Source organism: Ruegeria profundi (genome assembly GCF_020171505.1).
GTDB lineage: Bacteria > Pseudomonadota > Alphaproteobacteria > Rhodobacterales > Rhodobacteraceae > Ruegeria > Ruegeria profundi.
This window is the reverse complement of the sequence record NZ_JAIUZS010000005.1, coordinates 24,560-45,884: the sequence shown is the minus strand read 5'-3', so window position 1 is coordinate 45,884 and position 21,325 is coordinate 24,560. Positions and strand designations below refer to the sequence as shown.

Here is a 21,325-nt window from a genome sequence, read left to right as displayed (position 1 = left end):
CCCCGTGCCGACTACCCGAAGGACTTATTATGAAACACGCGGAACTTGTGACGTTTGGCAGTTCAGGCCTTGATCGCGCGGCGCAGATACGGGGCGATCTTGACAAACTGGCGCAGGCCCAAGCCCATCCACAGGCGCGCTGCCTTCTGCTCTGGCGTGGCAAGCCGCTGGTTCAGGGCGAGGCGCTGGACCGTCTGGGCCTCGTGCCAATGGATCACGATCTGGTCAAGAATGGACCGGGTGGCAGTATTGAAGAGCCGGTGTTTCTGGGTCTTTCCGATGGTGATCCGGTGTTCGCTCAGGATATATCGGAATGGTCACCCGACGGGATGGACATGTCGCAGGTTGGCGGCTTTGTCGATCCGTCAGAACAGCAACACCCGGACTTGCCCCAAGGCTATGTCTTTGCTGAACTGCGCCGGATTATGACCCGGCTGTCTGCCCGAGAGGCAGAATTGGCGGCAGCAGCCAAAGCGGTTATCGGCTGGCATGAGACGCACAGGTTCTGCGCGCGGTGCGGCGCGCCCAGCGAGGTATCGCAGGCCGGATGGCAGCGCAGTTGCCCGGTCTGTGGCGCGCAACATTTCCCGCGGACCGATCCGGTGGTCATCATGTTGATCACCCATGGGGATTCGGTTCTGATCGGGCGATCGCCGGGATGGCCCGAAGGGATGTATTCGCTGCTGGCCGGTTTTGTCGAGCCCGGCGAAACGCTTGAGGCGGCAGTCCGGCGTGAGGTGATGGAAGAGGCAGGTGTGCCGGTCGGTGCGGTCAGCTACCTCTCCAGCCAGCCGTGGCCATTTCCCGCGTCTTTGATGTTTGGTTGTGCCGGCGAAGCACTATCGCGCGAGATCACCATTGATCCGGTCGAAATCGAAGACGCGATATGGGTCAGTAAGCCCGAGATGATGCAGGTCTTCGCGGGCGAGCATCCGACGCTGCTGCCTGCGCGAAAAGGGGCCATCGCGCATTTCCTGTTGCAAAACTGGCTTGCGGACACGCTGGACTGACAAAATACTGAGTAAAGAACGAAAAACACGAGCCGCCATGCAGTTTACAGCACGCGAAGATATCGAAGCCCCGATCAATGCCGTGTTCGAAATGGTCGCCGATTTCGAGCGGTTCGAACGCATGGCAATGCGCCGCGGGATCGAAGTGCGGCGTCTGACAGGGCATATGGGTGTCGTCCCGGGAACCCGGTGGGAGACGCAGTTTAAACTGCGTGGAAAGCCCCGTCATATTGCGATTGAAATGGACGAATGCGACCCGCCATCGCTGATGCGGTTCCAGGCGACAAGCAAGGGCATGAAAGGTATGACACTCGTCGAATTTCTGGCCCTATCGCAGCGGCGCACTCGTATGAGTGTTGAAATGTCGCTGGCTGCCAAGTCTTTGCCAGCGCGGCTGTTCCTTCAATCGCTGAAGCTGGGGCAAGCCCGCTTTCGTCGCCGGTTCCAGATGCGGCTCAGCGAATTTGCACGTGAAATGGAAGAGCGTCATCGCCACGGGTCGTGAGCGCCGCAAAGTTGGAAGGGCGCAGGAAAGCGTAGGCATTTCTTGCGACGCGAAGCCGAGATCACCGATGCTGTGTCGAAAAAATATTCACCGAAGTGACCCGTCGTGCGGGTCAACCGCGCGGTTGCGCTGCGGGGTATACACCCAGTACTTCGACATTGGTGGTAAAATGCTGCAATTCTTCCATCGCCAATTGTACATTGTGGTCATCGGGATGGCCTACGATATCTGCGTAAAACTGTGTCGCGGTGAATGAGCCATCGACCATGTAGCTTTCCAGCTTGGTCATGTTGATGCCGTTGGTGGCAAACCCACCCAGCGCTTTATACAATGCGGCGGGGATGTTGCGCACCTGAAAGACAAAGCTGGTGATCATGCCATGTGGACCACGCCGGGATAGGTCCGTTTCCCGTGACATGATCAGAAAACGGGTTGTGTTGTTGTCTTGGTCCTCGATGTGACGGGCCAATACGTTCAACCCATAGATTTCGCCTGCCAGTTCGCTGGCCAGCGCCGCCGAATGCAGGTCTCCCTGTTCTGAGACCTCACGCGCGGCACGGGCGTTGTCGGGGCTGACTCGGCCGCGTATGTTGTGTTCTTTCAGAAAACCCGCGCATTGCGGCAGCAATACCAGATGCGAGTGTGCCTCGGTGATGTCAGCCAGGGTGGCACCTGGCACTGCCAGCAGATTGATATGTACGCGGACGAACGCCTCATCGATAATGTGAAGCCCGCTATGTGGCAGCAGACGGTGAATGTCCGCCACCCGCCCATAAGTCGTGTTTTCGACCGGCAGCATGGCAAGGTCCGCCTCGCCCGTCCGCACTGATTCGATCACATCTTCGAACGTGCGACAGGGCAGGGCCTCCATTTCGGGGCGCGCATTGCGGCAGGCCTCGTGGCTGTAGGCGCCGGGTTCTCCCTGAAATGCAATTCGTTTGGTCATGTGGTCGATTCCGTGCAAAAAGTTTTAGGGTTGGGCGTTTAGTCGCGGTGTCTATACCTTGCCTCTTGTAAGGGGAAGCCTTAGACACCCCAAAGACAGCTGAAATGGACAAGTGATCAATGTTCGACACGATGACAGTTACCAAGGCCGCAGCAGGCCTTTTTGGCACCTTCCTGGTCCTGCTTCTTTCAAAATGGGCAGCCGAAGTGCTTTACCATGCGGACGGCCATGGTGAGACGGCCTCTTACATCATCGAAACCGAAAGCGCAGGCGAAAGCGCCGATGCCGAAGAAGTCGTTTTCGAAGACTTGCTGGCCGCCGCTGATCCCGATAACGGCGCAAAGGTGTTCCGCAAGTGCACGGCCTGCCACAAGCTGGACGATGGCGCAAATGGCACAGGCCCATATCTGTACGCAGTTGTGGACCGTCCTGTGGCATCTGCGAAAGGGTTCACCGGCTATTCGGCTGCGATGCAGGCACACGGTGGCAACTGGACGCCTGAAGCACTGGATGCTTTCTTGGCCAAGCCCAGCAGCTATATCTCGGGTACATCCATGAGCTTTGCCGGCCTTAAAAAGCCTGAAGATCGCGCTGATCTGATTGCCTATTTGCAGACCATCGGCAACTGATCCAGTGATCAGAATGAACAAATTCAAAGCCGCTGCCCTACGCAGCGGCTTTATTTTTGCCTCATAACATCTTCACAAAGTGTTCACGCAATCTAAACTTGAACCTGACAGCGCTGGCCATTTAGCTGGCGCATATAAGTTATTGAAACAGGTGAAGCAGGGGATGAGCAACATGAAATCCAACAGAGTTTCTGTTCAGGCACGTGCAATGGATTTCAGTCGCTGGACACATGCGTTGGTGGTCGGGTTCTGGCTTCTTCTTCTGATGACCGTTCCGCTGCTTGCGGAAGAGAAGATCATAAAAAGCCACGGATTTTCGGAGTTTGGTGATCTGAAATATCCCGAAGGCTTTGCGCATTTCGATTATGTGAATCCTGACGCTCCAAATGGAGGCGAACTGTCCTATGCCGCGCAGGGCACATTCGACAGTTTCAACCCGTTCACGCGGCAAGGCCGTGCCGGCGCGCGGTCGGCTGATCAGTACGAATCCCTGCTGGTTCCGTCATATGATGAACCTGCGTCTTACTACGGGCTGCTGGCCGAAAGCCTGGAATATCCCGAAAGCCAGGAATGGGTCATTTTCAACATGCGCCCCGAGGCGCGGTTTTCTGACGGTACACCGGTGACGGCCGAAGATGTGGTGTTTTCCCATAACCTGCTGCTGGATCAGGGGCTCAAGTCATATGCAGATGCGGTTCGCAAGCGTATCCCCCGCGCCGAAGCACTGGATGATCACCGGGTCAAATTCTATTTTGCCCCGGATATTCCGCGCCGGGCTTTGATCTCGCAGGTGGGTGGCACGCCGGTGTTTTCAAAAGCGTGGTTCGAAGCGGACCCGGAAAACCGGCGCTTGGACAAGTCGCGGCTCGAGCCGGGGATCGGATCGGCCCCGTACCTTTTGGACAGCTACGACATCAACCGGCGTATCGTGTACAAGCGGAATCCGGACTATTGGGGTGACGACATCAACGTGAATGTGGGCCGCAACAATTATGACACGATCCGGATCGAGTATTTCAGCGACTCGATTGCCGCGATGGAGGGGTTCAAGGCGGGTACTTTCACCCTGCGGCAGGAAAACAACTCGAAAAGCTGGGCAACCGCGTATGATTTTCCCGCAATTGCCAACGGGTCTGTCATTCGGGTTGAACTTGAGGACGGGAACGTCCCCACGGCCTCGGGGTTCATCATGAATCTGGACCGCCCTCAATTTCAGGACCCACGTGTGCGTGAAGCGGTTCAGCTTGCCTATAACTTCGAATGGACCAATGAAAGCCTGCAATACGGTTTGTTTCAGCAACGCCATTCGTTCTGGGAAGGCACACACCTTGAGGCAAAGGGACTACCGGAAGGACGCGAGCTTGAAGTACTGCAAAGCCTTGGAGATGCGGTGGACCCGGCTGTTTTGACTGAAGAACCGGTGATGGCTCATGCCTCCAGACCCGCGCGCCAGAACGACCGCCGTAACCTGCGCACGGCCATGGCCCTGCTGGATGAGGCCGGTTGGGTTGTCGGCGGCGACGGCATTCGCCGCAATGCCGAGGGCAAGGTTCTGTCCATTGAGTTTCTGTCGGATCAGCCCACATTGGACCGGATTATCCAGCCCTTTGTCGACAATCTGCGCGCTATGGGGATTGATGCGGTCTACAACCGTGTGGACAACGCCCAGTTCACGCTGCGTCGACGTGACCGGGACTTTGACATGATCGTCGGTGGATACCCAACGTCGCTGCAACCTTCGACTGGCCTTTATCAGCAATTCGGGACCGAGGCGGCCTCGTATTCCGTTTTCAACCCGTCAGGTGCGCATGGCCCGGATATTGAACCGCTGATCGACAATATTGTGGCCGCAACCGAAAGCGAGGAGTTGTACGCCAATGTCCGCGCCCTCGACCGTGTCTTGCGCGCCAAGCGAATCATGGTGCCAACCTGGTATCTGGGTAAATATTGGGTCGCTTATTGGGACATGTACGAATACCCCGAAAGCCTGCCGCCTTATGCTTTGGGGGTCGAAGACCTGTGGTGGATCAACGCCGACAAAGAAGCCGAGTTGAAATCCTCGGGCGCGTTGAGGTAACCCGCCCCCATGGGAGCATATATTCTAAGACGTCTGTTGCTGGTCATTCCAACCCTGCTGGGGATCATGATCGTCAACTTCACGCTGGTTCAATTCGTTCCCGGCGGTCCGATTGAACAGATCATCGCCCAGATGGAAGGGGGCGGTGACGTGTTTGAAGGCATCGCCGGCGGCGGCAGTGATATCGAACAACAGACCGGTGGGGCGAACGATCGTTATGTCGGTGCGCGTGGACTGCCGCCCGAGTTCATCGAAGAACTTGAAAGGGAATTCGGTTTCGACAAACCTCCGGTCGAGCGGTTCCTGGACATGATGGGCAATTACCTGACGCTGGATTTTGGTGAGAGCTATTTCCGCTCGATCAGCGTGATTGATCTGGTGCTTGAAAAGATGCCGGTGTCGATCTCGCTTGGTCTGTGGTCGACGCTGATCGCCTATCTGGTGTCGATTCCGCTGGGTATCCGCAAGGCGGTCCGGGACGGGTCGAGATTCGACACATGGACCAGCGGAACAATCATCGTGGCTTACGCGATCCCCGGCTTCTTGTTTGCAATTCTGTTGCTGGTGCTGTTTGCCGGTGGGTCGTACTATCAGATCTTCCCGTTGCGCGGACTGACCTCGGACGATTGGGACAGCCTCAGCCTGTTTGGCAAGATTGTCGACTATTTCTGGCACATTACCCTGCCGGTGATTGCCCTGACGATTTCGGCCTTTGCAACATTGACGCTGCTGACCAAGAACTCGTTTCTGGATGAAATCAAAAAGCAATATGTCATGACGGCCCGCGCTAAAGGATTAAGCGAAAGCAAGGTTCTGTATGGCCATGTCTTTCGCAACGCCATGCTGATCGTGATTGCCGGGTTCCCGGCCGTGTTCATCGGGGTTTTCTTCAGCGGGTCGATCATAATCGAGACGATCTTTTCGCTCGACGGTCTGGGGCGTTTGGGCTTTGAGGCCGCGGTGGCGCGGGACTATCCGGTGATCTTTGGCACATTGTTCATTTTTGGCCTGATGAGCCTTGTCGTCGGCATCATCAGCGACCTGATGTATGTGCTGGTAGATCCTCGCATCGATTTCGAAAAACGGGAGGGGTAGATGGCACTTTCCCCGCTCAACCAGCGCCGTTGGCGCAACTTCCGCCGCAATGGCAGGGCGTTTTGGTCGCTGATCATCTTCTCGGTTCTGTTTGGCCTGTCGCTCTTTGCCGAGTTCATCGCAAACGACAAACCAATCCTGGTTAAATACCGGGGTGAGTTTTACACGCCGATCTTCAATTTCTATGCGGAAACTGAATTCGGTGGCGATTTCCAGACCGAAGCGATCTATCGCGACCCCGAAGTGCAGTGCCTGATCGACAGCGGTGGTCTTGAAGAGTGTTTCGACGACCCCGATGGCATTATTGATGAGATCAAGGCCGGTACGTTCCAAGCCGAAGGGTTTGAACGCGGCTGGGCCATATGGCCACTGATCCCGTATTCCTTCAACACGAGCGTAGATCGGCCGGGCGCAGCACCATTGCCGCCCAACGGACAAAACCTGCTTGGGACGGATGATACAAAACGCGATGTTCTGGCGCGGGTGATCTATGGCTTCCGCCTGTCGATCCTGTTCACGCTGATGGTCACAGGCGTCGCCAGCCTGATTGGCATTTTCGCCGGGGCCATTCAGGGCTTTTTCGGCGGTTGGCTCGACCTGGTGTTCCAACGCATCATCGAGATCTGGTCGGCCACGCCTTCGCTCTACGTCATCATCATTATGTTTGCCATTTTGGGGCGAAGTTTCTGGCTGTTGGTGGCCTTGTTGATTCTGTTCAGTTGGACCGGGCTGGTGAGTGTTGTCAGGGCTGAATTCCTACGCGCCCGCAATCTTGAATATGTCCGTGCTGCGCGGGCTCTGGGCGTTGGGAATATGACCATCATGTTCCGCCACATGCTGCCGAACGCAATGGTTGCAACGCTGACTTTCATGCCCTTCATCGTGACGGGCACCATCGGGGGTCTCGCCTCGCTGGACTTTCTGGGTTTTGGTCTACCGTCTTCGGCCCCATCGCTGGGCGAGCTGACTTTGCAGGCCAAACAGAACCTGCAAGCGCCTTGGCTGGCCTTCACGGCCTTTTTCACCTTTGCCATCATGCTGTCGCTGCTAGTCTTCATCTTCGAAGGTGTCCGCGATGCGTTTGATCCGAGAAAGACCTTTTCATGAGCCTGTTGGATGTCAAAAACCTCAACGTCTCGTTTCGGCAGGACGGGCAGGTCAGCGCGGCGGTGAAAGGTGTTTCGTTTACTGTCGACCGGGGTGAGACGGTTGCCCTTGTGGGGGAATCCGGGTCGGGTAAATCGGTTACAGCCCTGTCGACGGTTTCCCTTTTGGGTGACAGCGCCATCGTCGAAGGCTCGGCCACATATGACGGCCACGAGATGATCGGCGCGTCCGAAGACAAGCTGATGGAAGTGCGCGGCAACGATATCAGCTTTATCTTCCAAGAGCCGATGACCTCGCTCAACCCGCTGCACACGATCCAAAAGCAGATGGCCGAGTCGCTGGCCCTGCACCAGGGTCTTACCGGTGACGCGGCACGCGAAAGAATTGTCGAGCTGCTGACCAAGGTCGGCATCCGTGACCCTCGGGAGCGTTTGGACAGCTATCCGCACCAGCTTTCGGGCGGGCAACGGCAGCGTGTGATGATTGCCATGGCGCTGGCCAATAAGCCCGATATTCTGATCGCTGATGAACCCACCACCGCGCTGGACGTGACGATTCAGGCGCAAATCCTGAACCTGCTGGCCGAGCTTCAAAAATCCGAAAACATGGGGATGCTGTTTATCACGCACGACCTGGGTATCGTGCGGCGTATCGCGGACCGGGTTTGCGTGATGAAAGATGGCGAGATTGTCGAAACCGGCGCGACGGCTGAGATTTTCAACAACCCGCAGCACCCCTACACTCGCAAACTGCTGGGTGCCGAACCCTCAGGTCATCCCGATCCCGTGGCATCGAACGCGGAAGAGATCGCCCGAACAGAAAACCTCAAGGTCTGGTTTCCGATACAGCGTGGTTTTTTGAAACGGACGGTCGGTTACGTCAAAGCGGTAAATGATGCCACGCTTAGCGTGAGGGCGGGCGAGACGCTGGGTATTGTGGGCGAAAGCGGCTCTGGCAAGACAACTCTGGCGCTGGCGATCATGCGGCTAATCGCGTCTGAGGGCGGTATCACCTTCCGCGATCAGAACGTGCGTCGCTGGTCCACACGGGAACTGCGCCGATTGCGCAAGGATATGCAGATCGTGTTTCAGGACCCGTTCGGCAGCCTCAGCCCGCGTATGACGTGCCAGCAGATCATTGCCGAGGGGCTGGCGATCCACAATGTCGACCCGCACCGCGCCCCGCGTGAATTGGTGGCCGAGGTGATGACCGAGGTTGGCCTGGACCCGGCGGCGATGGATCGCTATCCGCACGAGTTCTCGGGCGGGCAGCGTCAGCGTATCGCTATCGCACGCGCTATGGTGTTGCGGCCCAAGCTGTTGGTTCTGGATGAACCGACCAGCGCACTGGACATGACGGTGCAGGTGCAGATTGTTGATCTGCTGCGCGATCTGCAACGGAAATACGGGCTGGCCTATTTGTTCATCAGCCACGACCTGAAAGTTGTCCGCGCTATGTCGCACAAGGTAATCGTCATGCGTAATGGCGACGTTATCGAAATGGGCGCGGCGGAGGATCTGTTTGAAAACGCCCAGACTGATTACACCCGCGAACTGATCGCGGCGGCGGGCTGAACCAAGCCCGCGCCATTCGGTCAGGCATTAGCGCTTTCACGCGTTGCGGTTTTTGGCACTGGGCCGCGTAGCTCTTCATAGTGATCAAAGCTCAGCTTGACCCAGCCGGTGCCGCGCGTTGCGCTGGCAAGGGTCCGGTGAAGCTCATCCTCGGCCACGGCGGGCAGTTGAGCATTGAAAATCTCCCATCCCGACGCATTGGGGTTGCCCTCGAATCCCAGCACCTGCCCTTGCAGCGAACTGATCGTCGGAACGAGATCCCCGACAAAATCCGAAGGCAGGTGGATTTCGGCGCTCAGAATCGGTTGCAGAACCACGGGTTTGGCTTGCGGCAAGGCTTCGCGCACGGCGTTCTTGCCAGCAGTACGGAAGGCATAGTCTGAGCTGTCCACATTGTGGTGCTTACCGTCGCTGAGTGTCACCTTCACATCGACCACGGGGAAGCCCTCGGGTCCCTGCGCCAGCGCGTCTTTGGCGCCGTGTTCGACCGACGGAATGTAATTCTTAGGCACTGCGCCTCCCTTGACGATTTCTTCGAACTGAAACCCCGATCCGCGTGGCATCGGCGCGACCGAGATCACCACGTCTGCAAACTGCCCCGCGCCGCCAGATTGCTTGCGGTGGCGATGACGGTGTTCGACTGGCGCACGGATGGTTTCGCGATAGGCAGTTTCGACCGGATCGGCCAGTATCTCAATTCCGAAATCTTCGGCCAGTTTCGCGGTGACGCGGCGCATATGCTGCGGTCCCTGAGATCCCAATATGGCATGTCCGCTCAGTTCATCCTGCGCCAAATGAAGACCTGGGTCGATCTCGGCCAGACGCGTCAGCGCGTTGGACAGGCGCACGTCATCACGTTCATGCGCTGGTGACACGATTTGCCGATGCGCGACCGGATGCGAGGCGGCCCATTCCGGTAGCGGGGTTGAAGATGCGCTGTCGTACAGGTTTCCCGGGTTCAGGTGGTCGGACTTGACTGCAAGCCCGATTTGCCCGGCGGGCAGTTCGGCGATCTGCGTTTTGGCATCCAGAGTCGTCAGGTTGCCGACGGTCTCGCCCCCAAGGTTTTCATGCGCTTTCACGCCCTCACCAAGGCCGCGCAGAACGACAATCTTGCCGATGTGTTTTTTCACATCCGCGAACCCGGCGATGGCTCGGGCGTTTTCGGCAGCCTCATCGCGCCCGGCCGCAATGTCGAATTCCGGGGCTTCGTGCCGCAGCGCTTTCATCAGGCGGGTCAAGCCGTTACCGTGGCTGGCCGCGCCCAAGCAGGCAGGGATCAGTTGCTGGTTTTGCATGACCTGCGCTGCCAGGTCATAGACTTCGGCGCTGGGGGGCCGCTTGTCTTCGATCAATTGCTCTAACAGGTGGTCGTCGAAATCCGACAAGGTTTCCAGCAACTCGGTGCGGGCCTCCTGTTCCCGGTCTTCGACCGATTGCGGAAGCTCGATCAGGGCCGAGGGTTGCCCTTCCTGATATTTCCAGGCCCGTTCAGATATAAGATCGACTGCACCGATGATCGCGTCACCTTCGCGGATCGGAACTTGCCGAAGGGCAATGTGATGGGTGCAATAGGTCTGCAAGGCCGCGATGATGTCACGGATTCGCCCGTTGGGGTTGTCCATTCGGTTGATGAACAGAAAGCAGGGGATGCCCGCCTCTTCAACCAGGCGCAGATATGGGGCGCACAGGACTGCGGCGTTTGGATCGGGCGGAACAACAACCACTGCCGCGTCCGAGATCGCCATGGCCGGTCCGACATACGCCAGATTGTCGCCGCCGCCATCCACGTCAACGGCGCACCAAGGCTCTCCCAAGTAAGAAAAACCGTGCAAATGCACGGTTCCGGATACGTCGAATGTGGTGGGCCGGTCATCAAGGCGGCTGATCGCCTCGACCAGGGTTGTTTTGCCCGATTGGCTGGGGCCGAGGACGGTGAAAACGCGCATGAGTGCTGTCCCTCTTTCAAATTGCAGTTCGACTGCACGAAAGGGATAGCCATGCACGGATGCGCTGGCGCTTTGCCTGTTACTCGGCCTGCCTCAGCCGTGGGCGCGGTTCGCCCACCCTGTAAGTGTGCGGATAACGGACCCACCGCGTCAAGCCCTGACATGCCGTCGGGTCAGATGGCTGAGCTGTGACCAGCTTTGCTGAGATCGTAAGAGTCAAAGCTGCGGGCGATCATACGGGTCAGCGGGCGCGCCTCGGGAGGGATGAACAACCCGTCCTCGGTGATCCGAAGCAGCCCGTCAAAGGCTGCGTTGGCCTTCTGATACATGCCCTGCAACTCGGTCTCGGTAATGTCGTGGTCGCGAAGAATCTCGGCGCTGTTGATCTGGAAATCGCACATCAATGCCTCGATCAACCGGGCGCGCAGGATGTCTTGCCCCTTGAATACGTGCCCGCGCGAGGTCGAAAACCGTCCTTCGCGGATAGCCTTCGTGTGTACCGAAGTCGCAGGTGCGTTCTGCGCGTAGCCCTGCGGAAAGCGTGAGATCGAACTTGCCCCGACGCCGATCAGAACCTCGGAACGATCGTCGGTATAGCCCTGGAAGTTCCTTTTAAGCCGCCCCGCCTTAAGTGCATGGGTCAGGCCATCATCCTGCGTGGCAAAATGGTCGATTCCGATCTCGACATAGTTGTCCCACATAAACAGACGGCGGGCGGTGTCGAACAGGTCCAGCCGCTGCTCGGGTGTAGGCAGGGCGTCTGACGGGATCAATTGCTGTCGTTTTGCCATCCATGGCACATGCGCATACCCGTACAACGCAACCCGGTCGGGGGTGAGGGATAACAGCTTCTGCACGCTTTCTGTCATGCGCGCCTTGGTCTGATGCGGCAAGCCGTACAAGATATCTGCGTTCAGGCTGGTGATCCCACGGGTGCGGATCATGTCAACAGCCTTGCGCGTGATGTCATAGCTTTGGATGCGACCGATGGTCTGTTGTATCTTATCGTCGAAGTCCTGCACCCCGATCGAGGCCCGGTTCATGCCGACCTCGGCCAACACATCCAGGCGGGATTCGTCGATCTCGTTCGGATCAATTTCGACAGAGAACTCGGCATTCGGTCCAAGCGGCACCACGTCAAGGATACGCGTCGCAAGATCGCGCATCAAATCGGGGTTCAGAAGGGTTGGTGTACCGCCGCCCCAATGCAACCGCGACAGCGCTACGCCCTCTGGCAGGCGAGCGGCCAATAGATCAAGCTCGGCCTTAAGCACGTCTACATAGGCAATTACCGGGTTGTCTGTTTGGGTTCCCTGCGTCCGGCAGGCGCAGAACCAGCATAACCTGCGGCAAAACGGGATATGGATATAAAGCGATACCTCGCTTCCCGGTTTGATCCCGGAAATCCAGTCGCCAAAAAGACCTGACCCCACGTCATTGCTGAAGTGGGGTGCGGTGGGATAGCTTGTATAACGCGGGACTTTCGCGTCAAATAGTCCAAGCTTTGCCAATTGTGGTTTCACTATCATGGCGATACGCTTAGGGGGTGGCTCGCCTGCGTGCTTTGACAGAGATCAAGTGGAAACGTTCATGACACCGATATTTAAGGTCGACCATACGAATTGTCAGGACTGCCCCATCCGGCATCGTGCAGTGTGCGCGCATTGCGACGCGGATGAGTTGGAAGAGCTTGAAGAAATAAAGTATTATCGAAGCTTCGAGGCCGGCCAGACGATCATCTGGTCAGGCGACCAAATGAATTTCGTGGGCTCTGTCGTTTCTGGAATCGCCTCTTTGACGCAGACGATGGAAGACGGGCGCACTCAGATGGTGGGTCTATTGCTGCCGAGTGATTTCGTCGGGAGACCGGGGCGCGAAATCGCGCCATATGACGTTCAGGCGACAACCGACCTGGTCATGTGCTGCTTTCGCAAAAAACCCTTTGAAGAACTGATGGGCACGACGCCGCATATCGCGCATCGCTTGTTGCAGATGACATTGGACGAGCTGGATGCAGCCCGCGAATGGATGTTGGTGCTGGGCCGCAAGACCGCACGTGAGAAAATCGCTAGCCTGCTGTCGATCATCGCGCGTCGCGATGCGTCTATCAGTAAAAAAGGCAACTCCGGCCCAATCGTGTTTGACTTGCCGCTTACGCGCGAAGCCATGGCGGATTATCTTGGCCTGACGCTGGAAACGGTCAGCCGCCAGATATCGGCCCTGAAAAAAGATCAGGTTATTTCGCTGCAAGGTAAACGGCACGTCACGATCCCAGATATGGGACGTCTGATGGAAGAGGCTGGCGATGACTCGGACGGCGGGTTCCTGGTATAAGGCGGTTGGGGCGTGACTGGGGCCACCCGAAATGCTTAACTGGGGTTGAGTGAAGACCACCTCAGGAGCAGGTCATGCAATTCACAAGCATACTGGCGATGCTTGTCGTCGGTGCAGTCGCCGGTTGGCTGTCAGGCAAGATCATGGAAGGCCGAGGGTTCGGCCTGATCGGCAACATTATCGTTGGTATCGTTGGCGCTTTTCTGGCCGGGCTGATTTTCCCCGCGCTGGGCTTCGCAGTCGGCGGCGGAGTTTTCTCATCCATATTTTTCGCCACCATCGGGGCGATTATTTTGCTGTTTTTGATCGGGCTGGTGAAGAAGTAAAACCGCCCACTTCGTGACGGTTTTACGCTGACTGAACTAGTGGGCCAAGAAAACCGGCACCGGGGATTGTTCCAGCATGTTTCGTGTTGCGCCGCCTAAAATGGCTTCGCGAAAGCGCGAATGTCCATAGGCACCCATTACGATCATATCCGCCTCGGTGTCTGTCGCATGCCGGTTCAGGATGTCTGACACACGGGCCATGGTCTTGCTGAGTACGTCGATCTCGCATTTCACGCCGTGGCGGGCCAGCATCTGTGACAGCATTCCGCCCGGGTCCGACCGGTCAGGGCCGTGACGCGGCGGGTCGATTACCACTATGCGCACCAGGTCAGCCTGGATCAGGAAAGGCAAAGCGCGACGGATGGCCCGCATCGCCTCGACGCTTTCGTTCCAGCCAAGCAGGATGGTACCGGGGCGTTCAAAGGGGGCCACGTCATCCGGAGTGACCAGAACAGGTGCGTGCCCTTCGAACATTGCGGCTTCGATAATGGATTCGGCCTCGGCACCACGGTCTTCTCCATAAGGCTGCGGCAGGATGACAAGGTCTGAGAATCGTGCGCGATGCGCCACGTGGCGACCGATATCCGCAATCTGGGCAACGCCGCTTTCGGCGGACCAGCGGGCCCCGGTCTTGCCCAGATACTCCTTCGCGTAAGTTAGTATTTCCTCAGCCTCGGCGCTTGCGCGGCTGAGCGTTTCCTGCAAAATCAGGGCGTTTGCCCCAGCGTAGTAGTACCCGGTCTGGCTGCGATCGACACCCAGACACAGAGCTTCGGCATGCGCATCCTGTGCGCCTGCCAAGGCCACCATCTGCGCCAGTGCCGATCCGCTTTGCTTTGCGTCTGTCATGACTGTGAGAAGAGATTTGTACGCCATTTTGACCTCGTGCCTTTAACGCGTGTCTTGCTGCGGCCCGATGCCTCAGCCGCTGGTCTACGATTGTCATAGAAATCAGAGTACTGTCTTGACACAGATCAAAGCAGCTCCGACGCCTGTCGGACAAAACAACAGCTAGTCAAAAAGGTCCTGCGACACATAATGAACCACGCGGGGCATGGCAAAGGGACGCAATATGTCAAATTACATCAAGCTGATCGTGCTTGGTCTGGTCGTGATTTTTGCCGCGATCGGATCCAATTACGCACGCGATTTGGCGTATCAGGTGCATGCAATTCTGGTGATGTTGATCGCCGGTGGTTTGTTCATCTGGACGCTTCGAAACACCGATGAGCCAGATATTCTCATAGACCGCTCAGGTGAATACATGGATGGCGTGATCCGCTATGGCGTGATCGCAACCGCATTCTGGGGCGTGGTCGGGTTCCTTGCAGGAACCTTCATTGCGTTTCAGTTGGCCTTTCCTGTTTTGAACTTTGAATGGGCGCAGGGCTATTTGAACTTTGGCCGCCTGCGCCCGCTGCACACCTCGGCAGTGATTTTTGCATTTGGCGGCAACGCCCTGATCGCAACTTCGTTCTATGTGGTGCAGCGCACCAGTGCCGCGCGGTTGTGGGGCGGAAACCTCGCTTGGTTCGTGTTCTGGGGCTATCAACTGTTCATCGTGCTGGCCGCGACCGGCTATGTACTGGGTGGCACGCAGTCCAAGGAATACGCAGAGCCCGAATGGTATGTTGACCTGTGGCTGACCGTGGTCTGGGTGGCATACCTGGCCGTGTTCCTAGGAACGATCGTCAAGCGGAAAGAGCCGCATATCTATGTAGCCAACTGGTTCTATCTGGCGTTCATCGTCACCGTCGCGATGCTGCACCTGGTCAACAATATGACCATTCCGGTCAGCATCTGGGGTTCCAAGTCGGTCATCGTCTGGTCGGGCGTACAGGATGCCATGATCCAGTGGTGGTATGGCCACAATGCTGTGGGCTTCTTCCTGACTGCGGGCTTTCTGGGTATGATGTATTACTTCATCCCGAAACAGGCCGAGCGTCCGGTCTTCTCGTACAAGCTGTCGATCATCCACTTCTGGGCGCTGATCTTCCTGTACATCTGGGCTGGCCCGCACCACCTGCACTATACCGCGTTGCCTGACTGGGCCTCTACACTGGGTATGGTCTTCTCGATCGTGCTGTGGATGCCGTCCTGGGGTGGTATGATCAATGGTCTGATGACCTTGTCGGGCGCTTGGGACAAGTTGCGTACGGACCCCGTGATCCGGATGATGGTGATCTCGGTCGGCTTCTACGGCATGTCAACCTTCGAAGGTCCGATGATGTCGATCCGTGCGGTAAACAGCCTGTCACATTATACCGACTGGACCATTGGCCACGTGCATTCGGGTGCGTTGGGCTGGAACGGCATGATCACCTTTGGCGCGCTGTACTTCCTGGTACCTGTCCTTTGGAAGCGTGAGCGTCTGTACTCGTTGCAAATGGTCAGCTGGCACTTCTGGCTCGCCACTATCGGCATCGTGCTTTACGCGGCGTCGATGTGGGTCACCGGTATCATGGAAGGCCTGATGTGGCGTGAAGTGGATGCCAACGGTTTCCTTGTGAATTCGTTCGCCGACACCGTGGCTGCCAAGTTCCCGATGTACGTGGTGCGTGCTCTGGGTGGCGTCCTGTTCGTCGCTGGATCGCTGATCATGTGCTACAACCTGTGGATGACTGTGCGGAAAGCACCGGCCAAAGAGGCCAGCCTGACCGTCGCGGTCCCGGCTGAATAAGGAGGGCCGGAGCAATGGCAATTCTCGACAAACACAAGATCCTCGAGACCAACGCGACCCTCCTGCTGATCTTCAGCTTTTTGGTCGTGACCATCGGTGGCATCGTACAGATCACCCCGCTGTTCTACCTTGAGAACACCATCGAAGAAGTGGAGGGCATGCGCCCCTACACGCCTTTGGAAATGGCGGGCCGTGAAATCTATCTGCGCGAAGGCTGCTATGTCTGCCATAGCCAGATGATCCGCCCCATGCGGGACGAGGTTGAGCGTTATGGCCACTACTCGCTGGCGGCTGAGTCGATGTATGACCATCCGTTCCAGTGGGGGTCCAAGCGTACCGGGCCTGACCTGGCGCGTGTTGGCGGCCGTTACTCGGACGACTGGCATGTACGGCACCTGCGGGATGCGCAGTCTGTTGTCCCGGAATCGGTTATGCCGAAATACGGCTTCCTCGAAACGCGAAAGCTGGAGGACAGGTATATCGGTGACATCATGGCCGCGAATGCGATGGTCGGAACGCCTTATTCCGAGGAAATGCTTGAAAATGCCATGGCTGACCTGCGCGCTCAGGCTGATCCCGACAGTGACTACGATGGTCTGCTTGAGCGCTATGGCGAAAACGTCAACGTGCGAAACTTCGACGGTCAGTCAGACCTGACCGAAGCCGACGCGTTGATCGCCTATCTGCAAATGCTGGGCACGCTGGTTGATTTCTCAACCTTCACCCCGGACGCGAACCGCTGACAGGGGGGTGTGATGGAAGAATACACCCTTCTACGTCAATTCGCGGACAGCTGGATGTTGCTTGTGTTGTTCCTCTTCTTTGTTGGCATCGTCATCTGGGTTTTTCGCCCCGGTGCCAGCAAGGAATACAAGGACACGGCCAATATTCCGTTTCGTCATGCAGACGCGCCTGCTTCGCAGCAGGATCAAGATAAAGCCACGCCCCAAGAGGGCGACAAACCCGCCGAGTCCAAGGAGGCGAGGAAATGAGCAAGAAAGCTGAAAAACAGCCGGGTGACCCTAACACCACTGGTCATACCTGGGACGGTATCGAAGAGTTTGACAACCCGATGCCCCGTTGGTGGCTATGGACCTTCTACGCCACCATTATTTGGGGTGTGATCTACACGATCATGTATCCCGCGTGGCCACTGGTTCAGTCCGCAACGGCTGGTGTAACCGGCTGGTCGTCTCGTGCGGAAGTCCAGGAAGAACTGGTTGCCTTCCAGGAAGCCAACGCGCCGTGGAACGTGCGGCTGGTCGAGACCCCGCTCGAGGAAATCTCGGCCGATCCCGAATTGCAGCAATACGCAGTAAACGCGGGTAGTGCGGTATTCCGCACTTGGTGCGCACAGTGCCACGGCTCGGGTGCCCAAGGTGCCACAGGGTTTCCGAACCTGCTGGACGACGCATGGCTGTGGGGCGGTACGCTGGAAGATATCGAGTATACCATCGCCTATGGTATCCGGAACGAGGAAAGCGACGACGCACGCTATTCCGAAATGCCGGCTTTTGGCGAGATCCTCGAAAATGAAGAGATCACCCAGGTTGTTCAGTACGTGATGTCATTGTCCAATGCGCAAACTGATGACGCGGCGGCGCAGGCGGGTCAGGTTGTTTTTGAAGACAATTGTTCGGCCTGCCACGGCGAAGACGGTAAGGGCGACGTTTTCCAGGGCGCACCGAACCTGACCGACGCGATCTGGCTATATGGTGGCAGCGAAGAGGCGCTGACCGAAACGGTCACGTATAGCCGCTTTGGCGTCATGCCTCCGTGGGAAAACCGCCTGACCGACGCGCAAATCCGCGCGGTCACTGCCTATGTCCACCAGTTGGGTGGCGGCCAGTAACGGTAAAAGAAAACCTTCGGACGGTTCGCCGCCCGAAGGCCAAGGTACCGGCTGTTCTATCTGTTCGCGCGTTTCCTGAACAGCCGGTGCCATTAACATGCACCAATAGCCTGTTCGCATTAGCGTTAGAAGCCTCGTTACCTGAAACGGGAAAATGTGACGCGCTTTGTCTTTTTCCAGCAATGATGCCTGGGTTTTTCTTTTCGGCTCTGGGGTGGATTATGCCCATCCGTTCGGGTGGCGATTCTGATTGAGTTCGCAAGGATCGATAGCATCCGATCTCTCCTGATCATGGTTTCGAATACCTTCAGGATTGATCCTTCGGTCAGAAAATGCGACTCAATTGCCATTCGATCATGTAACGGGAGCTTACATATGGATTGGATGAAGATGCCGCCGCTTGCGTCGCTGAAGGCCTTCCATGCTTTTGCGGAAACGGGAAATGTGGTGCAGGCGGGGGCATTGTTAAATGTCAGCCACGCTGCCATCAGTCAGCAATTGCGCGCGTTGGAAAAACACCTTGGTGCCGCCCTGTTGGACCGAAGCGGGAAGTCCATGACGCTGACCGCCGATGGCGAGAAACTGGCCCGCGCCCTGCATCTTGGGTTTGGCGCCATCTCGGACGCCGTGGCCGATCTTTTGCATATTACCCAAGATCGTCCAGTTCACGTTTCGCTCACCCCGTCGTTTGCTGCGTCGTGGTTGATGCCACGTCTTCCGGCGTTTCAGTCAGAATATCCCGATGTTCCCTTGGCGCTGGATCCTACACCCGCGCTTGTCAGCCTGCGCCCGGGTGGCGTTGATGTGGCAATTCGGTATGGAGAGGGCGATTGGCCGGGTTTGAACTCGGAGCTACTGCTCCAAAGTCCAATGGTCATCGTCGCTGCACCCGCATTGCTGAAAGGTCGCACGTCAATGACGCCGGACGAGTTGAGCCAACTGCCCTGGTTTGAGGAACTTGGAACAACCGAAGCCACCACCTGGTTGGCACAGCAAGGTGTCGAACACGGCCCTCGTGCTGGTCGCATCGCGTTGCCGGGCAATCTGATGCTTGAAGCTTTACGCGCCGGTCAGGGAGTGACTGTCACGGCGCGACATTTTGTCGAGGCCGATATCAAGGCAGGGCGGGTTGTTGAACTTTTTCACGAGCCCAGCCGGCGTGGATACCATATCGTCACTGCAGATGCGCCTATACGCCCAGCAGTTAAGGCGTTTGTCGGCTGGATCAGAAGGCAAGCCAGCCAGATGTGACAAAAGGTGTCTGTGCGATGCGCTTTTGACACATGTCAAAGTGAGTGCCTGTATGATCTGAAACAAGACGCAGAAATACAGCCACATCTGGAGCCAGCTCGTGAGCGATTCCGACCCCGCCCCCAGCCTTTATGCCGCTAGGGAGCCGATCTTCCCCCGACGTGTATCCGGGCCGTTTAGAAACCTTAAATGGATCATTCTAGCGGTTACACTGGGTATCTATTATGTAACGCCATGGATCAGGTGGGACCGTGGGCCAAGCTTGCCGGACCAGGCCGTGCTGCTGGATCTGGCAAACCGGCGTTTTTACTTTTTCTGGATCGAGATTTGGCCGCATGAATTCTACTTTGTTGCTGGCCTTCTGATCATGGCAGGCTTGGGCCTGTTCCTGTTCACCTCGGCGCTGGGTCGTGTGTGGTGCGGATATGCCTGCCCACAGACGGTTTGGACAGATCTGTTTATTTTGGTCGAGCGCTGGATCGAAGGGGATCGCAACGCACGATTGCGTCTTCATCGACAGGAAAAGATGGATCTCCGCAAGGCGCGGCTTCGCATTACGAAATGGACAGCGTGGTTGTTGATCGGTTTGGCGACCGGTGGCGCCTGGGTGTTCTATTTTGCCGATGCGCCGACGCTGCTGCGCGATCTTGTTACCGGAAACGCCCATCCGGTTGCTTACACGACCATTCTGATTCTCACCGGAACAACCTTTCTGTTTGGTGGGTTCGCCCGTGAACAGATTTGTATCTACGCGTGCCCTTGGCCGCGTATTCAAGCTGCGATGATGGACGAAGACACTCTGGTCGTCGGCTATCGAGAGTGGCGCGGAGAGCCTCGGGGCAAGGGGAAGCGCACCGCCGATTCCGAGTTGGGCGACTGTATTGATTGCATGGCTTGCGTGAATGTTTGCCCGGTGGGCATCGATATTCGCGATGGTCAACAGCTTGAGTGCATAACCTGCGCCCTTTGCATCGACGCTTGCGATGACATGATGGCCAAGATCGGCAAGCCACGCGGCCTTATCGATTACATGGCGCTGAGTGATGAGGGCCGTGAACGGGCAGGGCAGCCGCCAAAAAGCGTGTGGAAACACATCCTACGGCCCCGTACGATCATGTACACGGGCCTGTGGTCAGCGGTCGGATTTGCATTGCTGTTTGCGTTGTTTATCCGGTCGGATATCGATCTGACAGTTGCACCAGTACGTAACCCGACCTTTGTTACGATGTCGGACGGCACCATCCGCAACACTTACGATGTGCGGCTGCGAAACAAGCATGGTGAGGACCGTCTGTTCAAATTGTCGCTGACCGGAGATCCGGCAATGCGGATAGTGATCGAAGGCACGGACCTTGATACAGTCAACGTTGCGGCAGATACGTCGCAGTTGCAACGTGTGTACATCATCGCCAGAAAAGACACCGATCCTGCTGCGGCAGACACGACTCCGGTGCGTATCTGGGTCGAAGATTTGCAAAGTGGAGAACGCGCCTACAAGGACACTTCTTTCAACGGACGAGGAAACTAGGATGGCTGAGCGGCAATTCACTGGAAAGCACGCCTTGGCGGTGTTTGTCGCCGCCTTTGGCGTAATCATTACCGTTAATCTTCTGCTGGCCTATAACGCGGTCAAAACCTTTCCGGGGCTGGAGGTCAAGAACTCCTATGTCGCCAGCCAGGAATTCAATGATCGCCTGCAAGAGCATAAAGCACTGGGCTGGGAGATTCGCGCAGAATTATCTGGCGGTTTGTTGGTCCTGCACATCACCGACAAAGCGGGTACTCCGGTTGAAGTGGCCGAGCTTCAGGCCGTTGTCGGGCGCGCCACCCACGTGAAAGACGATTTCTCCCCGGATTTCATCTTTGACGGCCAAGCTTATTCGACCCCAGCTTCTCTTGGGCGGGGCAACTGGAACATCCGTTTGGTCGCAAAAGACCATGATGGGGCTGAGTTCGCGCAGCGTGTGCCGCTGTTCGTGAAAGGGTGAAA

At 57.1% G+C, this 21,325-nt stretch carries 20 protein-coding genes; 16 read left to right on the top strand and 4 right to left on the bottom strand.

The window, feature by feature from the left end; translation table 11 throughout:
* Positions 1 to 29: 29 nt before the first annotated feature.
* Together nudC and LCM21_RS12675 are read left to right on the top strand one after the other, a co-directional pair.
* A complete protein-coding gene (gene nudC, locus LCM21_RS12680; RefSeq protein ID WP_224890929.1) occupies positions 30 to 1,010 on the top strand; it encodes an NAD(+) diphosphatase in 981 nt (326 codons plus the stop codon).
* A gap of 37 nt (positions 1,011 to 1,047) precedes the next feature.
* Complete coding sequence (locus LCM21_RS12675; RefSeq protein ID WP_224890928.1) at positions 1,048 to 1,515, top strand: SRPBCC family protein; 468 nt, start codon at positions 1,048 to 1,050, stop codon at positions 1,513 to 1,515.
* A gap of 112 nt (positions 1,516 to 1,627) precedes the next feature.
* Here LCM21_RS12675 and LCM21_RS12670 read toward each other — a convergent pair whose 3' ends face one another.
* Positions 1,628 to 2,461 carry a prephenate dehydratase gene (locus LCM21_RS12670; protein ID WP_224890927.1) on the bottom strand — a complete coding sequence of 278 codons (834 nt, stop codon included), beginning with the start codon at positions 2,459 to 2,461 and terminating at the stop codon, positions 1,628 to 1,630.
* Positions 2,462 to 2,580: 119 nt separating this feature from the next.
* Between LCM21_RS12670 and LCM21_RS12665 the strand changes: the two genes are divergently transcribed.
* From LCM21_RS12665 to LCM21_RS12645, 5 genes are all read left to right on the top strand, one after another.
* A complete protein-coding gene (locus LCM21_RS12665; protein WP_224890926.1) occupies positions 2,581 to 3,090 on the top strand; it encodes a c-type cytochrome in 510 nt (169 codons plus the stop codon).
* A 172-nt stretch (positions 3,091 to 3,262) separates the two neighbouring features.
* The gene (locus tag LCM21_RS12660; RefSeq protein ID WP_224890925.1) at positions 3,263 to 5,167 is read left to right on the top strand and encodes an extracellular solute-binding protein; all 1,905 of its coding nucleotides are present in this window, start codon (positions 3,263 to 3,265) and stop codon (positions 5,165 to 5,167) included.
* Between the two features lie 9 nt (positions 5,168 to 5,176).
* Positions 5,177 to 6,262 (top strand): microcin C ABC transporter permease YejB, encoded by a 1,086-nt coding sequence (locus LCM21_RS12655; protein WP_224890924.1) that lies wholly within the window; start codon positions 5,177 to 5,179, stop codon positions 6,260 to 6,262.
* Positions 6,263 to 7,369, top strand: coding sequence for an ABC transporter permease (locus LCM21_RS12650; RefSeq protein ID WP_224890923.1), 1,107 nt, complete (start codon positions 6,263 to 6,265; stop codon positions 7,367 to 7,369).
* Positions 7,366 to 8,943, top strand: a complete 1,578-nt coding sequence (locus LCM21_RS12645; RefSeq protein ID WP_224890922.1) for an ABC transporter ATP-binding protein — start codon at positions 7,366 to 7,368, stop codon at positions 8,941 to 8,943. Before LCM21_RS12650 ends, LCM21_RS12645 begins: the two co-directional genes overlap by 4 nt.
* A 20-nt stretch (positions 8,944 to 8,963) precedes the next feature.
* On the opposite strand, the gene LCM21_RS12640 is transcribed toward LCM21_RS12645, so the two are convergent.
* The gene (locus LCM21_RS12640) at positions 8,964 to 10,892 is read right to left on the bottom strand and encodes an elongation factor G (protein ID WP_224890921.1); all 1,929 of its coding nucleotides are present in this window, start codon (positions 10,890 to 10,892) and stop codon (positions 8,964 to 8,966) included.
* Between the two features lie 173 nt (positions 10,893 to 11,065).
* A complete protein-coding gene (gene hemN, locus LCM21_RS12635) occupies positions 11,066 to 12,421 on the bottom strand; it encodes an oxygen-independent coproporphyrinogen III oxidase (RefSeq protein ID WP_224890920.1) in 1,356 nt (451 codons plus the stop codon).
* Between the two features lie 61 nt (positions 12,422 to 12,482).
* Between hemN and fnrL the strand changes: the two genes are divergently transcribed.
* Together fnrL and LCM21_RS12625 are read left to right on the top strand one after the other, a co-directional pair.
* Positions 12,483 to 13,226 carry a transcriptional regulator FnrL gene (gene fnrL / locus LCM21_RS12630; RefSeq protein WP_068337246.1) on the top strand — a complete coding sequence of 248 codons (744 nt, stop codon included), beginning with the start codon at positions 12,483 to 12,485 and terminating at the stop codon, positions 13,224 to 13,226.
* 74 nt (positions 13,227 to 13,300) lie between these two features.
* Positions 13,301 to 13,552, top strand: coding sequence for a GlsB/YeaQ/YmgE family stress response membrane protein (locus LCM21_RS12625; protein ID WP_068337248.1), 252 nt, complete (start codon positions 13,301 to 13,303; stop codon positions 13,550 to 13,552).
* Positions 13,553 to 13,588: 36 nt separating this feature from the next.
* Here the strand turns inward: LCM21_RS12625 and LCM21_RS12620 are convergent, their stop codons facing one another.
* Positions 13,589 to 14,428 carry a universal stress protein gene (locus LCM21_RS12620; RefSeq protein ID WP_068337250.1) on the bottom strand — a complete coding sequence of 280 codons (840 nt, stop codon included), beginning with the start codon at positions 14,426 to 14,428 and terminating at the stop codon, positions 13,589 to 13,591.
* A 196-nt stretch (positions 14,429 to 14,624) separates the two neighbouring features.
* On the opposite strand from LCM21_RS12620, the gene ccoN reads away from it, so the two are divergent.
* From ccoN to LCM21_RS12585, 7 genes are all read left to right on the top strand, one after another.
* Entirely contained in the window at positions 14,625 to 16,232 is a 1,608-nt protein-coding gene (gene ccoN, locus LCM21_RS12615; RefSeq protein ID WP_224890919.1) for a cytochrome-c oxidase, cbb3-type subunit I, read from the top strand.
* A 14-nt stretch (positions 16,233 to 16,246) separates the two neighbouring features.
* Positions 16,247 to 16,975, top strand: a complete 729-nt coding sequence (ccoO, locus tag LCM21_RS12610) for a cytochrome-c oxidase, cbb3-type subunit II (protein WP_068337252.1) — start codon at positions 16,247 to 16,249, stop codon at positions 16,973 to 16,975.
* Between the two features lie 12 nt (positions 16,976 to 16,987).
* Positions 16,988 to 17,224: a cbb3-type cytochrome c oxidase subunit 3 gene (locus tag LCM21_RS12605; protein ID WP_224890918.1), complete on the top strand. Its 237-nt coding sequence runs from the start codon at positions 16,988 to 16,990 to the stop codon at positions 17,222 to 17,224.
* Positions 17,221 to 18,084, top strand: coding sequence for a cytochrome-c oxidase, cbb3-type subunit III (ccoP, locus tag LCM21_RS12600; RefSeq protein ID WP_224890917.1), 864 nt, complete (start codon positions 17,221 to 17,223; stop codon positions 18,082 to 18,084). The genes LCM21_RS12605 and ccoP overlap by 4 nt, the downstream gene beginning before the upstream one ends.
* 375 nt (positions 18,085 to 18,459) lie before the next feature.
* A complete protein-coding gene (locus LCM21_RS12595) occupies positions 18,460 to 19,335 on the top strand; it encodes a LysR family transcriptional regulator (RefSeq protein ID WP_224890916.1) in 876 nt (291 codons plus the stop codon).
* A gap of 100 nt (positions 19,336 to 19,435) precedes the next feature.
* On the top strand, positions 19,436 to 20,863 hold the full coding sequence (gene ccoG / locus LCM21_RS12590; RefSeq protein WP_224890915.1) for a cytochrome c oxidase accessory protein CcoG: 1,428 nt from the start codon (positions 19,436 to 19,438) through the stop codon (positions 20,861 to 20,863).
* 1 nt (position 20,864) lies between these two features.
* The gene (locus tag LCM21_RS12585) at positions 20,865 to 21,323 is read left to right on the top strand and encodes a FixH family protein (RefSeq protein ID WP_224890914.1); all 459 of its coding nucleotides are present in this window, start codon (positions 20,865 to 20,867) and stop codon (positions 21,321 to 21,323) included.
* The last annotated feature ends 2 nt before the right edge of the window (positions 21,324 to 21,325 follow it).